We start from the raw sequence: 20838 nt of genomic DNA on the forward strand, positions 1-20838 counted from the left end.
GTAGTTTTCGAAATCTTTATTGATGAATGGCTTTACCAAAAATAGCTTTGGCCGCATCCCCTATATGCTCTGATACTGTAGGATGTGGAAAAATCATATTTGCGAGAGTTTTGGCAGTGCCGCCAGCATTTTTAGTAGCTAAAATAGCATTTAACATTTCTGTTGCCCCATCAGCAACAACACAAGCCCCTAAAATATGTCCTTCCTCTTTCGTCGCAATAAGCTTTATAAAGCCTACTGTATTACCTTCCATTAATGCCTTAGAGTTTGTATGTAAAGGCATTTGCGTAACCGTATAAGGTTCTTCTGCCTGCTCTTCCAGCAAACCAAATGTCGCAATTTCAGGATGTGTATAAACACAGCGAGGAATCGAAGTTTGATCAATCAGCGCGGGCTTATTCCCTATAATATGCTCCACAACGTGCATTCCCTCTGCACTCGCTGAATGAGCTAGCTGGTAACCACCCACTAAGTCACCTATCGCATAAATATGTGGCTGACTCGTTTCAAGATGCTCATTGACAGCAATCAATCGACCATCAAATGCTAGATCAAGCTGCCGAGCTATCTCTGTATTTGGACGTCGACCTGTTGCAAACAAAAGATTTTCATATGTATAAATTCCTTTAGAGGTATGAATCTCATTGCTATTAAAATGTTTAAAGTGGAAATCCGTTACAAGCTCAATACCAAGCTTTTTCATCTGTTCACGAATAAGTGGTCGCGCATCTGGCTCTTCCGTCTGTAAAATATCTTCACTATGATTTAGCATCGTCACCTTTGTTCCAAGTGGCGCTAAACTAAATGCCATCTCGACTGCAATAACACCACCACCGATAATTGTTAATTGCTTCGGCAGTTCTTCAAGACTAAAAAATGTATCCGTTGTATAGTAAGAAGACGTTTCTAATCCTTCAAATGGTGGTACAAATGGTTTACTTCCAGTTGCTAAAATAACATCCGTAGCTGTAAATACATCATTATCAACGGTTACAGTCAAGTCACTAGATACTGCCGCTTCTCCTCGATAAAAAGTAATTTGCTTGCTCAAAATAAAGCCTTCAATATTTGTTAAAAGCTCGTCTATAATAGCGTCCTTACGTTGCATCAATCGTGGAAAATTCACGTTTACTGTAGGAGTTTCAATGCCCCAGTCATTACCACGGTTTATTTCTTGAATAAGCTTACTGTGCTCTAACATAATTTTCGAAGGAATACAGCCGACATTATAGCAAGCCCCTCCAACTTTATCGCGCTCTACTAAAGCGACCTTCTTGCCACTTTTTGCTGCATGTATAGCTGCTACATAGCCCCCAGGCCCCGCACCAATAATTGCAATATCAAATTTTTCCACGAAAAATCACCTCATTTACCACCATAGCATTTACAAAATTTGAATGCAATGCCATAAATGTTACAAGAATTTTAGTAACATTTCGTCTGCCCCAGCGTCAGCTACTGTAAAAGGAGGATTGTATGCCTAAAACATTATTACTGCTGTTTTCTATGCTACTATTTGTTGCCGCCTGTCAGGACAAAGACGCATTAATACCCCCACCAAGTAAGAACTACTCACAATCGGCTACTACACAACAGGAAGACTTTCTTTATGAACTTTCTATTGCAAAACCTACATTCACAGTGGGAGAACCCATAAAGATAACAGCTAAACTCACATATGTAGGTCCGGCACAAAACGTAACTATTTACCATGGAGGTTCCCCATTTCGATTTAATTTACAGGAGACGACACGAAATTTTGAAATACCTAGTGCAATGGATACTCCACTAATTACACGTATTCTTGAGCGAAATGTGCCATACGAAGAGTTCTACACAAGCGGTGGCGGTTACAACGAATTTTCAGAACCTAAACTCGTTGAATTTATGAAACAAACAATGAAAGGTCATTTTCCAAAAGGACATTATATCGTAAAAGGAAGTACTGACTTTTACACAGAAAACCCTAATGAACAAAAAACGGAGTACAAACCATCCGCTACAATTGAATTTTACGTGCAGTAAGCAAAAAAACTCTCCTTATTCTTAATAGAAAAAGGAGAGTTTTTCATTATACGTTGTGTGCATGGTATTCGCTTTGCTTCCGCGGGTATTCACTCGCCTTTCGCGGGTATTCACTCCGCTCGCGGGTATTCACCTTGCTTCCGCGGGTATTCATTCGCCTTCCGCGGGTATTCACTCCGCTCGCGGGTATTCGCCATCCTTCCGCGGGTATTCACCCTCCTTCCGCGGGTATTCGCTCGCCTTCCGCGGGTATTCGCTTTGCTTCCGCGGGTATTCACTCGCCTTCCGCGGGTATTCACTCCACTCCCGCGGATATCCCCTAGACACACGATCAAAATAATATTAGTTAATAAATATTGCGTTCCCAAAAGCGTTGTTGAGCTATGGCGTTGACAAATTTTTTAGCGAAGTCTTTGTCACCAGTAGCCAACACAATGCCTGGCCCGACATTGGCATTGGACATATTAAAAAATGTCGTTCCGGTTGTAGCAATACCAATTGGTTTGTAATGTCTATACGCTTCATTGATATAATTAACAATATAAGAATTGAACTTTGCCTGATTTTTTGCTTTTACGCCAACAACATATAACGAGTCAAATAGTACCGCATCAGTAGTTATAAATGTGTCAGTTGCTGTTAATTGTACACCATCACTACTAGTGACAACCCCTAATTTATCGGAAATAATACTGTATCGAACACCCTGTCTTGTTAAAGATTTCAGCATTTCTCCAACTTCATTTGCATCAAATCCATCACCTATAAGCACGCCTACTTTAAGTGTTTGTGGCATTTTTATTGTATTCGCCTGGCTAAGTGCAGGTGATGATAGCGTGACATTTACTTGCTCTCCTTTTGGACGATTAACACCAATATTATCGGCCACAGTCGTCGCCATTGCTTTATCAACACGAACAAACATATCGACAACCTGCTGTCGAACTGATTTACTTTTCACCTTCCCTACCTCAAAACTAAAGGCGTCAATGATATGTTGTCTTTCAGGGGGCGACATACTATTCCAAAATAGTCTTGCCTGGGAGAAATGATCATCAAACGATTTACTACGTGCTCGTGTAATACGTCCTTCAACCTTTTCTTCATAATGAACAAAGCCGCCTTCCCTTGCCGTTGATGTTGAAGGTGAATTGTTGGCCAAAGAATTTTTATGATAGCTCACTTTTCCTACATTAATTGTTTGTCGACTAAAGCCATTGCGCTGATTGTTATGAATTGGGCAAACAGGTCGGTTAATCGGTATTTCTGCAAAGTTTGGTCCTCCCAGACGAATTAGCTGTGTATCTAAATAAGAAAATAGCCGGCCCTGTAAAAGTGGATCGTTTGTAAAGTCTATGCCCGGCACAACATTTCCTGGATGGAAGGCGACTTGCTCTGTTTCCGCGAAAACATTATCTACATTACGATTCAAGGTCATTTTTCCAATCTTTTTAACTGGCACTATCTCCTCGGGCCAAAGCTTAGTTGCGTCCAAAATATCAAAATCAAATTTAAACTCGTCCTCCGGCTCAAGCATTTGTACACCAAGCTCATATTCTGGATAATCACCGATCTCAATTGATTCCCATAAATCACGTCGCTGAAAATCCGGATCCTTTCCAGCAATAATTTGCGCTTCATCCCAAACGAGTGAATGTACACCTAACACAGGCTTCCAATGAAATTTCACAAATCTCGACTTTCCTTTGTCATTGACGAAACGGAAAGCATGAACACCGAACCCTTCCATCATTCGAAAACTTCTAGGTATTGCACGATCAGACATATGCCACATAATCATATGCGCAATTTCCTGATTGTTCGCCACAAAATCCCAAAATGTATCGTGGGCTGAGGCAGCTTGTGGCATTTCATTGTGTGGCTCAGGCTTTACCGCGTGAATTAAGTCAGGAAACTTAATTGCATCCTGAATAAAAAAGACAGGTATATTATTTCCAACTAAATCATAATTGCCTTCATCGGTGTAAAACTTCGTCGCAAAACCACGTACATCACGTGCAGTATCCATCGATCCTAAGCTTCCAACTACAGTTGAAAATCTGACAAATACAGGTGTTTTCTTATTAGGGTCCTGTAGAAAGCCTGCTTTAGTATATTCTTTCATCGATTCGTACAGCTCAAATTCTCCATGTGCCGCAAAACCTCTCGCATGCACTACACGCTCTGGAATACGCTCATGATCAAAATGCGTCATTTTTTCTCGAAAGTGAAAATCCTCCATAATGGTTGGCCCACGAACGCCAGCCTTCAACGAATCCTCATCATTCGAAACTTTTAGCCCCTGATTCGTCGTCATCTTTTTTTCTTCATTATCGACACGAAACTGCTCTAGCTGCTGATCTTTCGAATTCTCATCTAAATTTTTGCCCTGATTCGACTTAGATTTATCCACGCAATCCCCTTTCATTCCAATACTCATAATTCTCAATATATACTATATGTTTTTATAGAATAAACATGCTTTAAGGTATTTCTATGAAAGAATAATATCAATTTTTTCTTATTTTACAATAAAATTTGAAATTTTCAGCCCCTGATTTGACTGGGATTTATCGCAATACCCTTTAACACTCTTACTCCGACTATTGCCATGTACGCCAATCGCAATCATCGCTCAATGAAAAGTACTAGATAAATTTTCACTCTTCACAATAGCTACTATAAACTTCATCAACAGAGTATCTTTCATATATAATTTGCTCTATCTACTCACAATCATATATAGGTATTTAGTAATTGTTCTCCGGTTAATCTAGCCAATAAATAATAATACTGTACAATAATTAATGAATATTCAACATGGAGGAACCGCTATTGAAAAAATGGTTATTATTAAGCGTATTTTTAGGAATGGTGTTATCGGTCGATTTTAAAGCGGAAGCGTCCAGGATATCTTATTTTGATAAGTTTATGAAAGATGCGCCGTTTTGGCCCGTAAATGCACGAATTGAAAAAGTACCAGACTATTCTTATGATTATTACCGCATGCAGTTAGATGAGGATTCACTTGTGACCTTTACATTTGATGATCCAAGTAAAGGTTCCATTTTAGTTGCGTTATTGCAAGATGATGGCTCTGAAAACGGACGAAGCTTTGCCTTTATCCGTACTACGGAAGATGACGGGGAAAAAAATAAAACAGTTCAACAGCTGCAATTACGTGCCGGTTTGTATTATGTACGAATTGATGGACCTGAGGAAAAACCGTACAATGCGACATACACGGTTGCACCACTAAAGTCGCCTATTGATGTAGAACCGAACAATAAGGTACAGGAAGCAAACCCAATTGCACTTAATACACCAATTAAAAGTGTAGGGACTATCGATGCTTTCGATGATTATTATAGGTTTACATTGGATAAAACTAGTAAAGTAACGTTACGAACAGAAAAATTTAATCTGCAATCATTCGATTCAGTTAAATTATTGTATGTAGATATTGATGACAATAAAGGTCATCGTTATTTAGCGACGACGACAACTCCTGATTTCCCCAAATCGGATACGGAAGTTTTACCACCAGGAACGTATACGTTAAAAGTGAGTGCGAGCACTTCTGGGTATAATCCGACTTATCAATTTATAGTAAAGACTGAAGCTATTGATCACCCTGAGACCTATAAAAATAGTATTTTTGGTACGACACTTAAAGCTGGCAAAAAGATTCGTGGCTTTTTAGGGCGTAACGATGATTACTATTTTACTTTAGATCATGATCAAAAGGTGAAGTTTACAATTACGACCGATTCAAAGGAAATAATGAGCGCAATCCTTGAAAAAGCTAATGAAAGCGGGGAATATCGACAAATTATAGATTATCAGTATGTGCAACAGCAAGGGCTATATACTATTACGGCACTGTTACAGGCAGGGAATTATAAAATTGAGCCGTCTACGCGTTGGCAACAACAAAATGAAGTGAATTATACCATTCAATTTGATGAAGTAACGTATAGCGATGTGCCTACAACTTATCGTTATTATAGCGAAATTATGAGTCTATCAACTATGGGGATTATTCAAGGGTATACTGATGGACAGTTTAAACCAACAAATTCGATTACTCGTCGACAAGTGTTTACAATGCTATCTCGTTATAATGATTTACATTTAACACCAATACGTGAAATGATTCAGTTCAAAGATATAATACGTTTTAGTGCGGATTATACGCTTATTCTACCGTTTTATAGCGCAGGGATCGTTGATGGCTCAAATGGAAAAATGGATTTAAGCAGTAACTTAACACGTGCTCAGCTTGCGAAAATTTTAGTGAATACGTTTGATTTAAAAATGAAGGGGACTTCAACAGAATTTAACGATGTATCGTCAAAGCATTATGCTTATAATTATATTCAAATTTTAGCATCAAATGGCATTACGAAGGGTAGTTACGGTAATTTCATGCCAAACGAACCAGTAAGCCGTGAACATTTTTCTCTGTTTTTATATCGTTTATTTGAAAACATGAAGGAATCGTAATTTAAAACATCCTTGAAAGAGAAAAAAGCCTCGATGATACATACATCGAGGCTTTTTTTTTGTTTAGTTTGGACATCAAATTTGAATGGAGTGTTATTACACATAACGCAAATGTTAGTGAAAAATCATAATTCATGCTTATTATTTTTTTCTTGTATAGTCATCGTGCATATCAAGAATTTATTATACACATTTTAAACATTTCCCTATAACAAAACCTTGATAGGCTAGTGAAGTGGCCCCAGTTAGATTTTATCTAACAACCAGGATCCTCTTCAAATCAGCCTATCAAGGTTTTTTCGTCTCTACTCAGTTATCTTTATTTAAACGCTTGAGCAGCAGCCACAGCTTTTTTCCACCCTGCATAGATTTCTTCACGATGTGAGTCATCCATATCAGGTGTGAACTGACGATCTAAATTCCAATACTCACTAATTTCATCTGTCGAGTTCCAGAAGCCAACTGCTAAACCTGCTAAGTACGCAGCACCTAAAGCTGTTGTTTCATTAACGACTGGACGATCAACAGGTACATTTAATAAATCTGATTGGAATTGCATTAAGAAATTATTTGCAACAGCCCCACCATCTACACGTAATTTCGACAACGGTATATTGGCATCAGCCTCCATCGCACCAAGTACGTCTTTTGTTTGATACGCCAACGCTTCTAATGTTGCACGTACAAAATGTTCTTTAGAAGTACCACGAGTTAAACCGAAGACAGCACCTCGTACATCTGAATCCCAATAAGGTGTTCCTAGGCCAACGAATGCAGGAACTACATAAACACCTTCAGTTGACTCTACACGCGCAGCATATTGCTCAGATTCTGAAGCAGAACGGAACATTCGTAAGCCATCACGTAGCCATTGAATCGCGGAACCAGCTACGAAAATGCTTCCTTCTAAGGCGTACGTTACTTTGCCATTTAAGCCCCATGCCAGCGTAGTTAATAAGCCATTTTCTGATTTCACTGCTTTTTCACCAGTATTCATCAACATAAAGCAGCCCGTACCGTAAGTGTTTTTCACCATACCTTCCTCGAAACAAGCCTGACCGAATAGTGCAGCTTGTTGATCACCTGCAGCCCCTGCAATTGGAACAGCAGAACCGAAGAACAGAGCTTCCTCCGTATAGCCATACACTTCTGAAGAAGGACGAACATCAGGAAGCATAGAAGCAGGAACGCCTAAAATGTCTAAAAGTTCTTCATCCCACTTTAAATCATAAATGTTGTACATTAGTGTACGAGAAGCATTTGAATAATCAGTAACATGGACTTTACCACCTGTTAATTTCCATATTAACCAAGTATCAATTGTACCGAATAATAAATCGCCTGCTTCAGCTTTTTCACGGGCACCTTCAACATTGTCTAAAATCCATTTTACTTTAGTACCTGAGAAGTAGGCATCGATTAATAAACCTGTTTTATCACGGAATAAGTCATTGTAACCGTTTTCTTTCAGTTCCTCACAAATAGCGTTTGTTTGGCGTGATTGCCAGACTATCGCATTATAAATTGGTTCCCCAGAATGTTTATCCCAAACAACAGTTGTTTCACGTTGGTTCGTAATACCGATCCCAGCAATTTGGTTTGATTCAATATTTTTTGCAGAAAGCACTGTAGCGATACAAGAAAGAATAGATGACCAAATTTCTTCTGCATGATGTTCAACCCATCCGGATTGTGGGAAATATTGCGGGAATTCTTGTTGTGCAACGTGGAGAATGCTCCCTTTTTCATCAAACAAAATAGCGCGTGAGCTTGTTGTACCTTGGTCCAAAGCTAAAATATATTTTTTTTCTGACATCGGTCATACCTCCAATTTTTTTAATTTCTTACTACTCTTCACTTTTAATATTATTCACTGTCATTTGAGCACTGATAAAAATAATAACTACGATAATAGCTAATACCCAAAATGCGATATTATTTTCTCCCTCAAAAATTTGCTGGAAAAATAGGGCACCGAACGTACCACCGATAATTGGACCTACAACTGGAATCCATGCGTATGACCACCCTGAGTCACGTTTACCTGGGATTGGTAAGAAAAAGTGCGCAATACGTGGACCTAAGTCACGCGCAGGGTTTATTGCATAACCAGTAGGACCTCCTAATGCCATACCGATGACTACAATTAACATACCAACTAGAAATGGATTTAAGCCATCCGTAATTGTATTTGTTCCTAATGCTAGAATACCTAAAACAAGTATAAATGTACCAATCATTTCTGAAATTAAGTTTGATAACGGATGTTTAATAGCTGGCATTGTAGAAAATACAGCTAGTTTCGCTTCCGGATCTTTCGTACCCTTCCAATGTGGTAAATACATAAAATAAACGAGTACCCCACCTAAAAATGCACCAATCAATTGTGCGGTAATGTACATAGGCACGTCTTCCCATGGGAAATTACCGATTGTAGCAAGCGCGATTGTTAAAGCAGGATTTAAATGAGCCCCACTAATACCACCAACAGCATATGCAGCCATAGCTACACCTAGACCCCAAGCGAATGTAATCACTACCCATCCACCGCCAAAACCTTTCGATTTGTGCAGTGATACACCTGCAACAACGCCACCACCGAACAAAATAAGAATCATCGTGCCGACAAGTTCAGCTGTAAATGTTGACATACAAAAAGCCCCCTTTGTAAATAGTACACCTAGCAAAAAAATAAACCCACACTTAAACAAGCTGCACGTTTCAATGCAGATGAATAAATGTGGGTTCCTTTTCCTAACCACGCGCTTTTTAACTTATGTACATTGTAGAGAAAATAATATACATAGTCAACAATATTTTTGGAAATTTTCCCACAACTTCTTATTTGATGTCGTAATCGCTACTGCTCCAGCTGATAACGCTTCCTCTATACTTTCAGCCGTGCGAACTAGCCCACCTGTAATAACAGGGATTTTTGTACGCTGGTGCACTTCTGAAATCATAGAAGGAATAATACCTGGTAATAATTCAATATAATCTGGCTTTGCTGATTCAATCATTGAAAAGCTTTTTTCAAGCGCGATCGTATCAATTAAAAAGACACGCTGAATAGCAATAATCCCACGAGCTTTTGCCTTTATTAACATATTAGAACGCGTGGAAATTATTCCTGCCGGACGGATATCATTGCATAAAAAATCTGCTGCAAAGTTGTCCGTTTTTAAGCCATGAATTAAATCTGCATGAATAATTAATTTTTTACCGTTCCGATCCGCCTCTCGTTTTATTGACATGAGCAAACTAATATGCACTTCTAATAGAACAATGTATTCGAATCGACTATTTAATATTTCATCAAATTGCTTTACTGTTCGTGCAGCGGGAATAATTTGTTGATTATTGAAATTCATTTGATTTCCCCTTTATATAAATCAATAATGCCTCGGCATAATCGCTTCGGCTTTTTACTTAGGCCTGTACGAGGGCCGACACGATGTCGGTCATTTCGGTAATGCCACAGGACGTGGTGTTTTTACCGACGCAGGTCAGTTAGCCGATATCGCAAGGATGCGATAATCTTAGGCTAACAATTCCTTTTCGATTCTAAGACATCCGCCAGAGGCTTAAAGAAGTTAAAAAGTCAGGTCGCCATTAAGACGACCTTCCTTTTTATTATAATGCAGTTGTAGCTCTTGTTATTTCTAAATTTAAATCTTTTTCAAATTGTGTACGTTGTTCAGGAGACCAATTTAATTGTTTTGCCATTTCATCTAATACTGCACCTTTATATTGTATAACAAGGGCGATATTAAAGAACATATAGGCTGTACGACGAATCATAAAGTCGTTTGGATGAACAACCATTTCATGATGGATACCATACAGTAGTTGAGCGTATAACCCTTGAGGTAAAATAGGATGCTGTTCTTTAGCATATTCAAAAACAGTGTCCACATTAGAACCGTAATGATGCGCTAAATGTTTTGCTTCCTCTTCCGATAATCCGATATCGACACCCATTTTTGTGCGTTTTGATACGAAGGCAGCTAAGTTTTCAGAGCCGCCAACATCTCCACCAGATATACGAATATTCTTTGTATGACATGGTTTTGATGAAATACTAAAGCGTTGCTCTAGATCTTGTGCAATCTTATTTAAAACTGTTTCAGCCATTTTACGATAACCAGTTAATTTACCGCCTGCGATTGTCACAAGACCTGAAGGAGATTCCCATACTTCGTCCTTACGAGAAATTTCAGATGGATTTTTACCTTCTTCATGAATTAATGGGCGAACACCTGCCCAGCTTGATTCGATATCTTCATCTGTGACTTTTACTTTTGGGAACATGTAATGAATAGCCTTCATAATATAATCACGATCTTCTTGATGAATATTCATTTCGCGCGCATCGCCTTCGTAAAATGTATCTGTCGTTCCAACATATGTCTTCCCATTTCGAGGAATTGCAAATACCATACGACCATCAGGTGTATCAAAATAGACAGCTTGACGTAGTGGGAATTTAGATTCATCAAAAACGATATGCACACCTTTGGATAAAATTAAATGCTTACCATTTTGTTTCCCTTCAATAGTACGAACGTCATCTACCCACGGACCAGCAGCATTTACAACTTTTTTTGCACGAATATTAAATGCGTTTTGGGCAATCAAATCTAGTGCTACGATACCATTAATTTTCTTTTCGTCATTGTATAAAAAGTTTTCTGCTTTTGTATAGTTAATGAGTGTAGCGCCTTTTTCGATGGCAGCTTTGGCAACTTCAACTGTCAGACGTGCATCATCAGTACGATATTCTACATAAACACCACCGCCACGTAATTCCTCAGCTTTGACTAAAGGTTCTTTTTCCATTGTTTTCGCAGCGTTTAACATATATCGACGCTCAGAACGTTTAACCCCTGCTAAAAAATCATAAACACGTAAACCAACATTCGTTGAGAATTTACCAAATGTGCCACCTGTATGGAATGGAAGTAGCATCCAAACTGGCGTTGTTACATGTGGTCCATTCTCATAAACGATTGCACGCTCTTTCCCTAATTCTGCAACCTCTTTTATTTCAAATTGTTTTAAATAACGAAGTCCACCGTGCACTAATTTTGTCGAACGACTAGAAGTCCCAGCAGCGTAGTCTTGCATCTCAACTAACGCTACAGATAGTCCACGAGCAATTGCATCAAGTGCGATACCACAACCTGTAATACCTCCACCAATCACCAATAAATCGTATTCTTTACTTTGTAATTCTTCAATCGTTTGTTGACGTTGTATTGCTGAAGCCGTACTCATAATAAAATTCCTCCTTAATTTTAAGAACGAAAAAAAGAGACCACTAAAAGCACATGTACGCAATGTACATATGTTTTTAATGGTCTCTCAATCGCTCAAACCTTATATTAACTTAACTTCATTGTAATGTGTTTAGAAAGAAAAGGCAAGTTCGATAGACTAAATCATACAAATACAAAATACCCTTTTCAATCATTTATAGGTTTAGAACGTTCATATGTACTGTTCAATTGTCATGGCTTCTGGTGTTATTTATTCCCCAATACAACAAATTTATTTATCTACATTTTGAATCATGGATAAATAAATCTTAATTGACGTTGTCGCATTGAAGAAGTCGCCCAGTCGTAACGAAGATCAACTTAATATATGTCATACTTTTAATAATTGTTATTCCCACCTCTTTTGTTGAAATATAAAAACAGCAGGTTTATGAACACCCGCTGAAGAAGTTAAAATATGTATTGTATCATTTCATGTATGTTGCAATAAGGATTATCACGGCTTTCCGTCTTGCGAAGTGCCATCATATCTGTGCAATTTTTAATAGCAACCTCATGTCGAAGTGCGATAGGTGCAATGACAGATTCATCCGCTTTATGACGAATATAACGTGTTATACCAAGATGCTGCTCCATCTTGTCATTTAATACTGCACGAGGATACTTTTCAGACATATCGACCTCTTCAAAATGCAATAGTAGCCATAATTCGAACGCTTCATTTGAATAGGCAATATGAATATTATTCTCCTCACAAAAGTCATTCACTTCCTCTAATTGTTTTTCCGTTAAATCATCCTTATCAAAAACAATCCAAACCTCATCAAAATATTGATAGCTTGAATCTCGATAGGCATGCTGAGCAAGCTTAATAGCCGAACGTTTAACGTTTTTTATTTTGACACTTACCAGTTTGGAGCGCTTTAAAATCCGCAGTTGCTCAAAATAAATGCGTTCGGTTTCACCTTCACAATAAATTAAAATGGTTTTACGCAGTGTTCGATTCCCTTGCTGACGTACTCTCACTGCTCAGACACCTCCCACTTCCTATCAATTATGCCTCGGCTGTCGCACAGATAAATTGCCACCGGACTTGGCGTTCTTCGGCTGAATTCCTCTATTTTAGCGGGGTGTTTGGATACCCGTTGAAAGAAGTTAAATATTGATCTGATAAATATTCATTAATAACCGGTGTAGCCCCAAATTCTCCTTTTAAGTAACGCTTGGCATAGGAAATATCTCCACGTTTCTTCTGCAAATCTGCAAAATCGAATAAGGAGTATAACTCGGATTCATTTTTAAAGCTTTTATTCACAAACCATATTTGATCGGAACGAAGTGGCTGGTCTAATAAATCAATTTCATGACTTGTGACAACAAATTGATTCGTAATATTACGCTTGCTGTTCATAATGGCCATTAAAAATTCGCAGATGGACACATGAAATGCTGTATCAAATTCATCTATAAAAATAGTCTTCCCCTTATTGTATGCATCTACCATGACACATGCCAAATGCAGCATACGGACTGTCCCCTTCGAATCCATCGTCCAATTGATCGTCTCTGTCCCTATTGGCGCACCTGCTTCATCGAACGATAAATAGTGCAAATCGATGTCCACTTCTTGAATAACCTCTGGCGTGTCAAAATCATAGCCAATCGTATTTTTCTCTCTACGCTCAACGCGTCTTGCCGTCACATCTTGAATAGAAAAGTCTGCAACCTTTAGCAACTTCATCACTTCTTTTTTAAAGGGCTCTTCTTCAAGTTTACGAATAAGTGGATGACTTGATAACCGATTCGCTTCATCTAAAAACAATATTTTATGTAAAAACCAATCAAATATTTTCGTAGCATCTGGGTCATTAAAGACATTTAATACTGATAAGAACGCTGTATTATTACGCGTATATTTTGTCAGCTCTTGCGCTGTGCTTTCGGCAGTTTCATACAAATATTCTGTCCCATCCCATTGTCTAGTAAAGAGCCGCTCTTTCAAAGATTTTGTCGTTTTAGTTAGCCCTTCATAAAGTACTTGTGAAACATTATATTGAACCTCATAATCGTACAGTACCCCATCTAGGAATAATGAAATCATAAATTCTGTCGGTTTCCCTTGCTGACCTCCTAACTTAAACGGCTGATAGGGCAAACGTAGTTGTTTAACATTATTCAGATTTTCAAAGTTAAACAATAAAGAACGTAAAATTTTTATGGCCGTGAATAAGTTCGATTTTCCACTTCCATTTGGTCCGAAAATAAAGGCACTTTTTACAAGGCGTAACGAGTCAAATTTCATCGTATGTGTGTCCTTTAATTTACGAATACGGCTTCCCGCCACCATTGAAAATAGTGTTTCATCTTTATAACTCAGGCAATTTTTCACTCTAAAATCTACTAGCATATTTGCAAGCCTCCGTTCAATTCCACAACATTCCTTTTAAAAATTAATTATACTATAGCCGTAAAAAAACACCTATGACTCCGTGTAGTGGTTCATCACCAAAAGTTGTGGATGACTTTTGTTAAAACGTCTGATACGTAAATAGTTGATTAGAGTGGAGGCTGGGCGACTCCTCGGGGATTAGCAATAGAGGAACTGAGGCTAAAGGCATCACGTCCTGTGATAACGCCTTCGTGACCAACATCCTGTTGCCCCGACGCCCCCAGGAAGCTCTGCTCTGTGCGAAAGCGTAGCGTCAGCAACAACAAATGTTTTAACTGTGCGAAAGCGTAGCGTCAGCAATTATTTTAACTGTGCGAAAGCGTAGCGTCAGCAACAACAAAGCGCTCAGCCGGAACGGAAATCAACCACACATTTCGGTAATGCCCCTGCGTAATTCCAATAATAAAATGCACACTTTAGGATGAAGGATAAGTTTTCATCAGTAATTAAAAATATAAAAAGACGATTTTCCCTTTATGAAAGAGTAAATCGCCTTTATTTTTTATATTTCCACTATCTTTTCATCTTGTAACGCTTGCAATGTACGCTCTATACCTTCAGCAAATGAAATTTTTGGCCTCCACCCTATTGCTTTTGCTAACTTTTCATTATTTAAAAACGAATGCTCAATATCTCCCTCTCTTGCAGGAGCATATTGAATTTCTAAAGGATGATTTAAATGCTGCAATAATAAAATGACTTGATGAATCGACCATGCCTCATTCGTTGATACATTATAAATGCCTTGTAATCTAGCCTGTACACCGGCATAAATAGCATCCGCAATGTCCTCTACATATATGAAATCTCTTGTTTGCTCTCCATCTCCATAAATTGTAAAGGGCTTTCCTTCTATACTGCTTTTTAGCATACAAGGAATAACCGCTGCTTCGCTCTGCATACGTTGTCCTGGACCGAAAACATTAGCAAATCTATAAATTAATGTTGGTAAACGGTAATCTTTTTGCCATTTTTCGCAGTATGACTCACCAATACTTTTGTTTAATCCATACATCGATATCGGTTCACTAACATCTGTTTCTTCTATTGGAGGATAGTGACTATCTCCATAAACAGCTGCCGACGAGGCGAAAACGAAATGCTTTACCTTATATTTTGACGATAAGAAGAGCATCTGACTAAGCCCTACGATATTCGATAAAACATCCTTTACTGGCTCTTGTATCGATTTTTGGACACTCGTTTGCGCTGCACAATGGATGACCACATCAAATGATGTTTCTCTAAAAAGATGCTCACAAACTTCATCTTCTACATTCAAAAGATAAGATTTATGTTCAAAGTCGACATTACGTAAATGGCCTGTACTTAAATTATCAATAATATAAACATTTGCACCTTCTTTAGAAAAACGTCTTGCGACTGCACTACCAATAAAACCATATCCACCTGTCACTAATACATTCATCCCATCGCCCCCAAAAACTATATGATGTTTTATATGCAGTAATTACTAAAATTATGCAAGTAACTTATTTGTCGTGTTATTTTTTGGAAGGGGTTTTCATGTAGATGTAAAAAAGTGCCCGATACGTATGAGGGCACTGAAAAAGTCTATATCTTCTCACATTGCGAAGTATTCAACGATTAAATCGTTGAATACCTCGCTTTTTTCATTTGGCACTGTGACTCTACTGTTGTTTTCCGAAGCATTCCGCTCGCTTTCCGCGGGCGAGCGCCGAGCCTCCTCCTATGCTTCGCTTCGTGCGGGGTCTCGTCTGTCTCGCTTTCCCGCAGGAGTCGAGCGATGCTTCTCCAAGCAACGCATTGTATCACAGTATTATTTTAGTCACGCTTTCCTTTATAATAAAAGAATTAATGTGCAGGTGGTGCCCCTGATGATTTCAAATCAAGAAACCCTGTGCCAAAAGATAATATACTTCGCCAAATCAATGAACTTGTTGATTTTCCATTCATTTTAGTCTTCTGATGCGGATGCGCGAAAAGGGTATAAGACATCGGAATCTTCTTTCTTCTGGTATAAGACACATATCGCGTTGAGTGATGACCGTATTATTACAGTGGCTGTCATTACAACAGGTGAAAAAAGCGATGGAAAATATCTTCAGGAGTTAATTGAAAAAAGCACACAAGCAGGTATGAAAATTAATACAGTTATTGGAGACACAGCTTACTCTGAAAAGGCAAATATCGAATATACAAAAGAAGAGAAAATCGCGCTCGTGGCAAAGTTGAATCCTATTCTTACACAAGGACCACGAAAAGAAGAAGACAAGTTTGAGTTTAATAAAGACGCTGGAATGTTTGTTTGTAAGGCCGGTCATCTCGCGACAAAAAAAGCACGTACGGGTAAAAAAGGAACGAGTAAGAGTCAAAGTCAGACATATTACTTTGACATTAAAAAATGCAAAGTATGTCCAATGAGAGAGGGCTGTTATAAAGAAGGCGCAAAAAGTAAAACATATTCTGTCACAATTAAGTCGGATACACATGCCGAACAAGAGGCATTTCAAAATACGGAAGCATTTAAGCAATTAACCGCAAATCGCTACAAAGTAGAAGCGAAGAATAGTGAATTAAAAAACGGACACGGGTATGGTACGGCATCGGCTGCGGGTCTATTTAGCGTGGAAATTCTAGGTGCTACAACGATATTCGCTGTTAATTTGAAACGGATATTAAAGCTACTAAACGAAAATAAATAAGGAATAGAGACAGAAATAAGGCACTTCCTGTTCAAAATTGAACAAGAAGTGCCTTATTTTAATCTGAAAAAGGTTCGCTTTTATGAAAACGTAAGTTTTTCAGAGCTCCGATACGTATCGAGCATTTTTTACAAAACTCAATTATACCTCGGCATAATTGCATCCAGAAACGGCTTTGGGCCAACGTGATGTTGATCACTCAGTCTTGTGTTGTTGTTGTTGTTGTTGTTGTTGTTGTTGTTGTTGTTGTTGCTGTCGCTTTCGCACAGATAATACCTTGTTGCTGTCGCTTCGCTTTCGCACAGATAAATTGCTACAGGACTTGGCGTTCTTAGACTGAGTTCCTCTATTTAAGCTGAAAGAAGTTAAGCTGGGTTTACTTCCAGTTCAACTGTAATTTTGATGTCTTTACCAACTAGAACTCCGCCAGTTTCTAAAGCAGCATTCCAAGTTAGGCCAAATTCTTCACGATTGATTGTTGTTGCAGATTCGAAGCCATAAACTTCTTGGCCCCATGGATTTGTACCTTTACCATTAAATTCAGTATTAAATGTTACTGATTTCGTTACGTCTTTAATTGTTAAATCACCTGTAATCGCATATTCATCATCCGATTTTTTTGTAATGTTTGTTGATTTGAATGTGATTGTTGGATATTTTTCAGCATCGAAGAAATCCGCTGCTTTTAAGTGATTATCACGATCTTCACTACGTGTGTTAATGCTAGCTGCATCAATTGTAAAACTAATGTTTGCTGTTGTTAAATCAGCAAGATCTGCCGCTTCAATATTTGCTGAATAAGTATCGAATACACCTTTTACTTTTGATACCATCATGTGCTTTACTTGAAAGTTAATTGCTGAGTGTCCTAAATCAATATTCCATTTTGCCATTTTAAATTCCTCCAATAAAATAATTTTTATCTCGATTTCGAGATATATGTTAAAATATGAAGCAACTACATTAATTATGTTCCCCAAAATTTAACGGATAAACATTTGTAGTTACTTCTTCCGTACATATTAGTTACGAAAAGTAATCAATTACTTTATGTAACTTACTGTACATTAATAATTTAATTACGTCAAGTTATTATTTGAAATTTTTTTTAAAATTCGAGGTATCACTTTTTTTGAGTTAAGTAATTTATTTTTCGAGATTATTCTTCCTTAGCGGTTCTTCGTATTACATGAGCGATTTCTCCAGCCTGGAAATAGATAAATAAAAAAGAAGCCTCCCCATGAATGGGAAGCTCCTTATCTCAGCGTTTCACTAATTTACCTTGGACGACAAAACGATGGTCGTCACTCATGACAGAATCTTTACAAGTGGATAGCGTAAGAATTTTATCTTCTGGTCCAATCTCTACATTCATTTCGATTGCAGAGCGTGTTTGAATTTCATCTATAAATTTTAGGAATGTATCATCGCTCGTAAATTCTGTTTCAATGTAATAAAAATCAATTGTCGTTTCATAAGCAGCAAACACTTCGATATCATAGCCTTCATACAGAGTGTCTAAATAAATGACAGGATGTTCGTTTGCATATTGCTGATTTAAGTAATTCTTAAGACTCCCAAACATCGTACTATTCTTCATGGCATGGCCGTACAAAATAGTATTTTTGTTTATATCCTGCACATTATTACGATAGTCCATAAATACACTGCCCGCACGACTTTCTCGATCTTTAAAATTACGATCTAAATAAAAATCATTATTTTCAGCTTGTAGGATAGGATTATTGAGCTTTGTCCCGTCTGCAGAAATCCAACCAACAATATTTTTATTTACCGATAGTAAATCATTGAATTGTGGACGGATTGTAAATGGCGTTGATGAGCTTTGCTCCACTTCATCTTCTAAAGAAGCCAATGTTGATTGATAAATCGTTTGTGCTTCTTCCAGTGATTTTGAAGTCTCATAGTACGTGTATAAATACTTGGTTAATGCAAAGCCTGAGTATAAGAATATTGCTAAATATATAAATGTTAAAAACTTAGATCTCCATTTTTTCATCGTATCACCAGTTATATTCCAAGAGGGACCATGTAAAATCCATGCTGCTCATCCTCATTGAAAATAGCTTCAACACCATAGACTTCTTTAATAACTTCCCTTGTAATAACGTTACGTGGTGCTCCCTCAGCTATTATTTGTCCAGCTTTCATCAGAATGATTTGATCGCTATAGCGAATCGCCTGATTTATATCGTGAAGTACCATAACGATTGTTAAGCCATGTTCCTCATTTAACGCCTTTACAAGCTCCAGTAACTCAATTTGATAATAAATATCCAAATATGTTGTCGGCTCATCCAAACATAAAATTTCAGATTGTTGCGCTAAAGCCATAGCAATCCACACTCGCTGACGTTCTCCACCTGATAAAGCCTCTAAATAGGTATCTCTTTTTTCTAGTAAGTTTGTGCAAGTAAGTGCCCATTCAATAGCTTTGGCATCTTCCTCTTCATTTCTTTTTAACATTGTACGATATGGTAAACGTCCAAAACTCACTAATTTTTCTATTGTTAAATCTTTTGGCACATCATTTTGCTGATAGACAATCGCGAGTTTTTTTGCAAACTCTTTTTGCTTGTACAGTACCAAATCCTTGTTTTCTAAAGATGCATTCCCTGATATCGGTATATTGTTGCGAGACATAACACTTAATAATGTTGATTTTCCACAGCCGTTTGGACCGATAATCGTTGTGATTTTGCCCTTTTTAATTGTCGTCGATACACCATCTAAATGATTTCGAGTATTATCATGCGATACGATAATATCTTGTATTTCCATGTTTCCTCACTCTTTTCGTAATAGGAATATTAAGAATGGTCCACCGATAATCGCCATAATGGTTGAAGCTGGTATTTCAAGTGGTGCAGCCATTGTGCGACCAATCGTATCCGCCACTAATATTAATAAAGCTCCAGCTAATGCTGTAAAAGGTATAAGCACCTTATGATCATGTCCAACTAATCGACGAGAAATATGTGGCACTAACAGACCGACGAACGAGATAACTCCTGCAACGACAACGGAAACAGCTGATAATAGTACCGCGACAGCAGCTATTAATAGACGAGCACGAGCTACATGAAAGCCTAGACTTTTTGCTGTTTTGTCTTGTAATACTAGGAGATTACACCAACTATATAACGCAAAGGCAGCTAGTAATCCGACAGTACCATAAGTAACAATTGTTGATACGTCTTTCCACGTACGCATCGTTAAGTTTGAACCTATAACGCTGGAAGCTGAAGTATTCAATGAGCCACCTAAACTAATGAAAGTTTCTGTTAACCCCGTGAACATTGCATTAATAGCAATCCCGACTAAAATAAGCTTCAACGGACTTAAGCCTGACTTCCATGACAACGCAAAGACGAGTGTGCAGGCAAATGCCCCACCCATAAATGCTAATACAGGTGTCATAAAAAATAGTGCTGGAAAGAAGGAAATAATAAAGAGCTGGACAAATGCCGCTCCAGAAGATATACCAATAACCCCAGCATCCGCTAAAGGGTTACGCATCACTGATTGTAATAGTACCCCTGAAACCGAAAGTGCTGCACCAGCAAATAACGCAACAATGATTCGTGGAAATCGCAAATCCCGGATAGCCTCCATTTGACTATTTCCTTCATCAAATAATGCACCTATAAATTCAAAAAAGCCCATTTTAATGCTACCTGTTGTTGCTGCATAAACTGCTGAGACAAGTAATAATACAATTACAATTGAAAAGCTTACAATTTTTTTTGTCATACCGGACTTCCCTTTTCTTTTCAAATTCCATCATGTTATATGTACATCTACAACTTTGCTTAAAACATATATAAGAAAAGCGCTCTATAACAAGGCTATGCTTGCGATACGAGCGACA

The 20838-nt window shown here is 38.0% G+C and carries 15 protein-coding genes and 1 pseudogene; 3 read left to right on the top strand and 13 right to left on the bottom strand.

The genetic code is table 11. The annotated features are described in order from the left end of the window. Nucleotides 1-16: 16 nt before the first annotated feature. Entirely contained in the window at nucleotides 17-1354 is a 1338-nt protein-coding gene (gene lpdA / locus ABNX05_RS06825) for a dihydrolipoyl dehydrogenase (protein WP_349659043.1), read from the bottom strand. A gap of 122 nt (nucleotides 1355-1476) precedes the next feature. Here lpdA and ABNX05_RS06830 point away from each other — a divergent pair, with 122 nt between their 5' ends. After that, nucleotides 1477-2025 (top strand): hypothetical protein, encoded by a 549-nt coding sequence (locus ABNX05_RS06830; RefSeq protein ID WP_349659044.1) that lies wholly within the window; start codon nucleotides 1477-1479, stop codon nucleotides 2023-2025. A 346-nt stretch (nucleotides 2026-2371) separates the two neighbouring features. Here the strand turns inward: ABNX05_RS06830 and ABNX05_RS06835 are convergent, their stop codons facing one another. Next, nucleotides 2372-4453, bottom strand: coding sequence for a catalase (locus tag ABNX05_RS06835; protein WP_349659045.1), 2082 nt, complete (start codon nucleotides 4451-4453; stop codon nucleotides 2372-2374). 407 nt (nucleotides 4454-4860) lie between these two features. On the opposite strand from ABNX05_RS06835, the gene ABNX05_RS06840 reads away from it, so the two are divergent. Beyond that, nucleotides 4861-6531, top strand: coding sequence for an S-layer homology domain-containing protein (locus ABNX05_RS06840; RefSeq protein ID WP_349659046.1), 1671 nt, complete (start codon nucleotides 4861-4863; stop codon nucleotides 6529-6531). Nucleotides 6532-6850: 319 nt separating this feature from the next. On the opposite strand, the gene glpK is transcribed toward ABNX05_RS06840, so the two are convergent. From glpK to ABNX05_RS06875, 7 genes are all read right to left on the bottom strand, one after another. Continuing rightward, nucleotides 6851-8347 carry a glycerol kinase GlpK gene (glpK, locus tag ABNX05_RS06845; RefSeq protein WP_349659047.1) on the bottom strand — a complete coding sequence of 499 codons (1497 nt, stop codon included), beginning with the start codon at nucleotides 8345-8347 and terminating at the stop codon, nucleotides 6851-6853. 31 nt (nucleotides 8348-8378) lie between these two features. Next, a complete protein-coding gene (locus ABNX05_RS06850) occupies nucleotides 8379-9182 on the bottom strand; it encodes an MIP/aquaporin family protein (protein ID WP_349659048.1) in 804 nt (267 codons plus the stop codon). 156 nt (nucleotides 9183-9338) lie between these two features. Further along, nucleotides 9339-9902, bottom strand: coding sequence for a glycerol-3-phosphate responsive antiterminator (locus ABNX05_RS06855; protein ID WP_349659049.1), 564 nt, complete (start codon nucleotides 9900-9902; stop codon nucleotides 9339-9341). A 262-nt stretch (nucleotides 9903-10164) separates the two neighbouring features. Then, on the bottom strand, nucleotides 10165-11808 hold the full coding sequence (locus ABNX05_RS06860; protein ID WP_349659050.1) for a glycerol-3-phosphate dehydrogenase/oxidase: 1644 nt from the start codon (nucleotides 11806-11808) through the stop codon (nucleotides 10165-10167). 452 nt (nucleotides 11809-12260) lie between these two features. After that, nucleotides 12261-12836 carry an RloB family protein gene (locus tag ABNX05_RS06865; RefSeq protein ID WP_079559607.1) on the bottom strand — a complete coding sequence of 192 codons (576 nt, stop codon included), beginning with the start codon at nucleotides 12834-12836 and terminating at the stop codon, nucleotides 12261-12263. A 91-nt stretch (nucleotides 12837-12927) separates the two neighbouring features. Beyond that, the gene (locus ABNX05_RS06870; RefSeq protein WP_349659051.1) at nucleotides 12928-14217 is read right to left on the bottom strand and encodes an AAA family ATPase; all 1290 of its coding nucleotides are present in this window, start codon (nucleotides 14215-14217) and stop codon (nucleotides 12928-12930) included. Nucleotides 14218-14761: 544 nt separating this feature from the next. Continuing rightward, nucleotides 14762-15688 carry an NAD-dependent epimerase/dehydratase family protein gene (locus ABNX05_RS06875; protein WP_349659052.1) on the bottom strand — a complete coding sequence of 309 codons (927 nt, stop codon included), beginning with the start codon at nucleotides 15686-15688 and terminating at the stop codon, nucleotides 14762-14764. 514 nt (nucleotides 15689-16202) lie between these two features. On the opposite strand from ABNX05_RS06875, the pseudogene ABNX05_RS06880 reads away from it, so the two are divergent. Continuing rightward, nucleotides 16203-16946, top strand: a pseudogene (locus ABNX05_RS06880) (transposase); the annotation flags it as partial. Nucleotides 16947-17311: 365 nt separating this feature from the next. Here the strand turns inward: ABNX05_RS06880 and ABNX05_RS06885 are convergent. From ABNX05_RS06885 to ABNX05_RS06900, 4 genes are all read right to left on the bottom strand, one after another. Continuing rightward, a complete protein-coding gene (locus ABNX05_RS06885; protein ID WP_349659053.1) occupies nucleotides 17312-17839 on the bottom strand; it encodes a YceI family protein in 528 nt (175 codons plus the stop codon). A gap of 368 nt (nucleotides 17840-18207) precedes the next feature. Continuing rightward, nucleotides 18208-18966: a class B sortase gene (srtB, locus tag ABNX05_RS06890; RefSeq protein WP_349659054.1), complete on the bottom strand. Its 759-nt coding sequence runs from the start codon at nucleotides 18964-18966 to the stop codon at nucleotides 18208-18210. Nucleotides 18967-18977: 11 nt separating this feature from the next. Next, nucleotides 18978-19748: an ABC transporter ATP-binding protein gene (locus ABNX05_RS06895; protein WP_349659055.1), complete on the bottom strand. Its 771-nt coding sequence runs from the start codon at nucleotides 19746-19748 to the stop codon at nucleotides 18978-18980. A 6-nt stretch (nucleotides 19749-19754) separates the two neighbouring features. After that, the gene (locus tag ABNX05_RS06900; RefSeq protein WP_349659056.1) at nucleotides 19755-20720 is read right to left on the bottom strand and encodes a FecCD family ABC transporter permease; all 966 of its coding nucleotides are present in this window, start codon (nucleotides 20718-20720) and stop codon (nucleotides 19755-19757) included. Nucleotides 20721-20838: the final 118 nt, after the last annotated feature.

The sequence above is a fragment of the Lysinibacillus zambalensis genome (genome assembly GCF_040183165.1).
Lineage (GTDB): Bacteria > Bacillota > Bacilli > Bacillales_A > Planococcaceae > Lysinibacillus > Lysinibacillus zambalensis.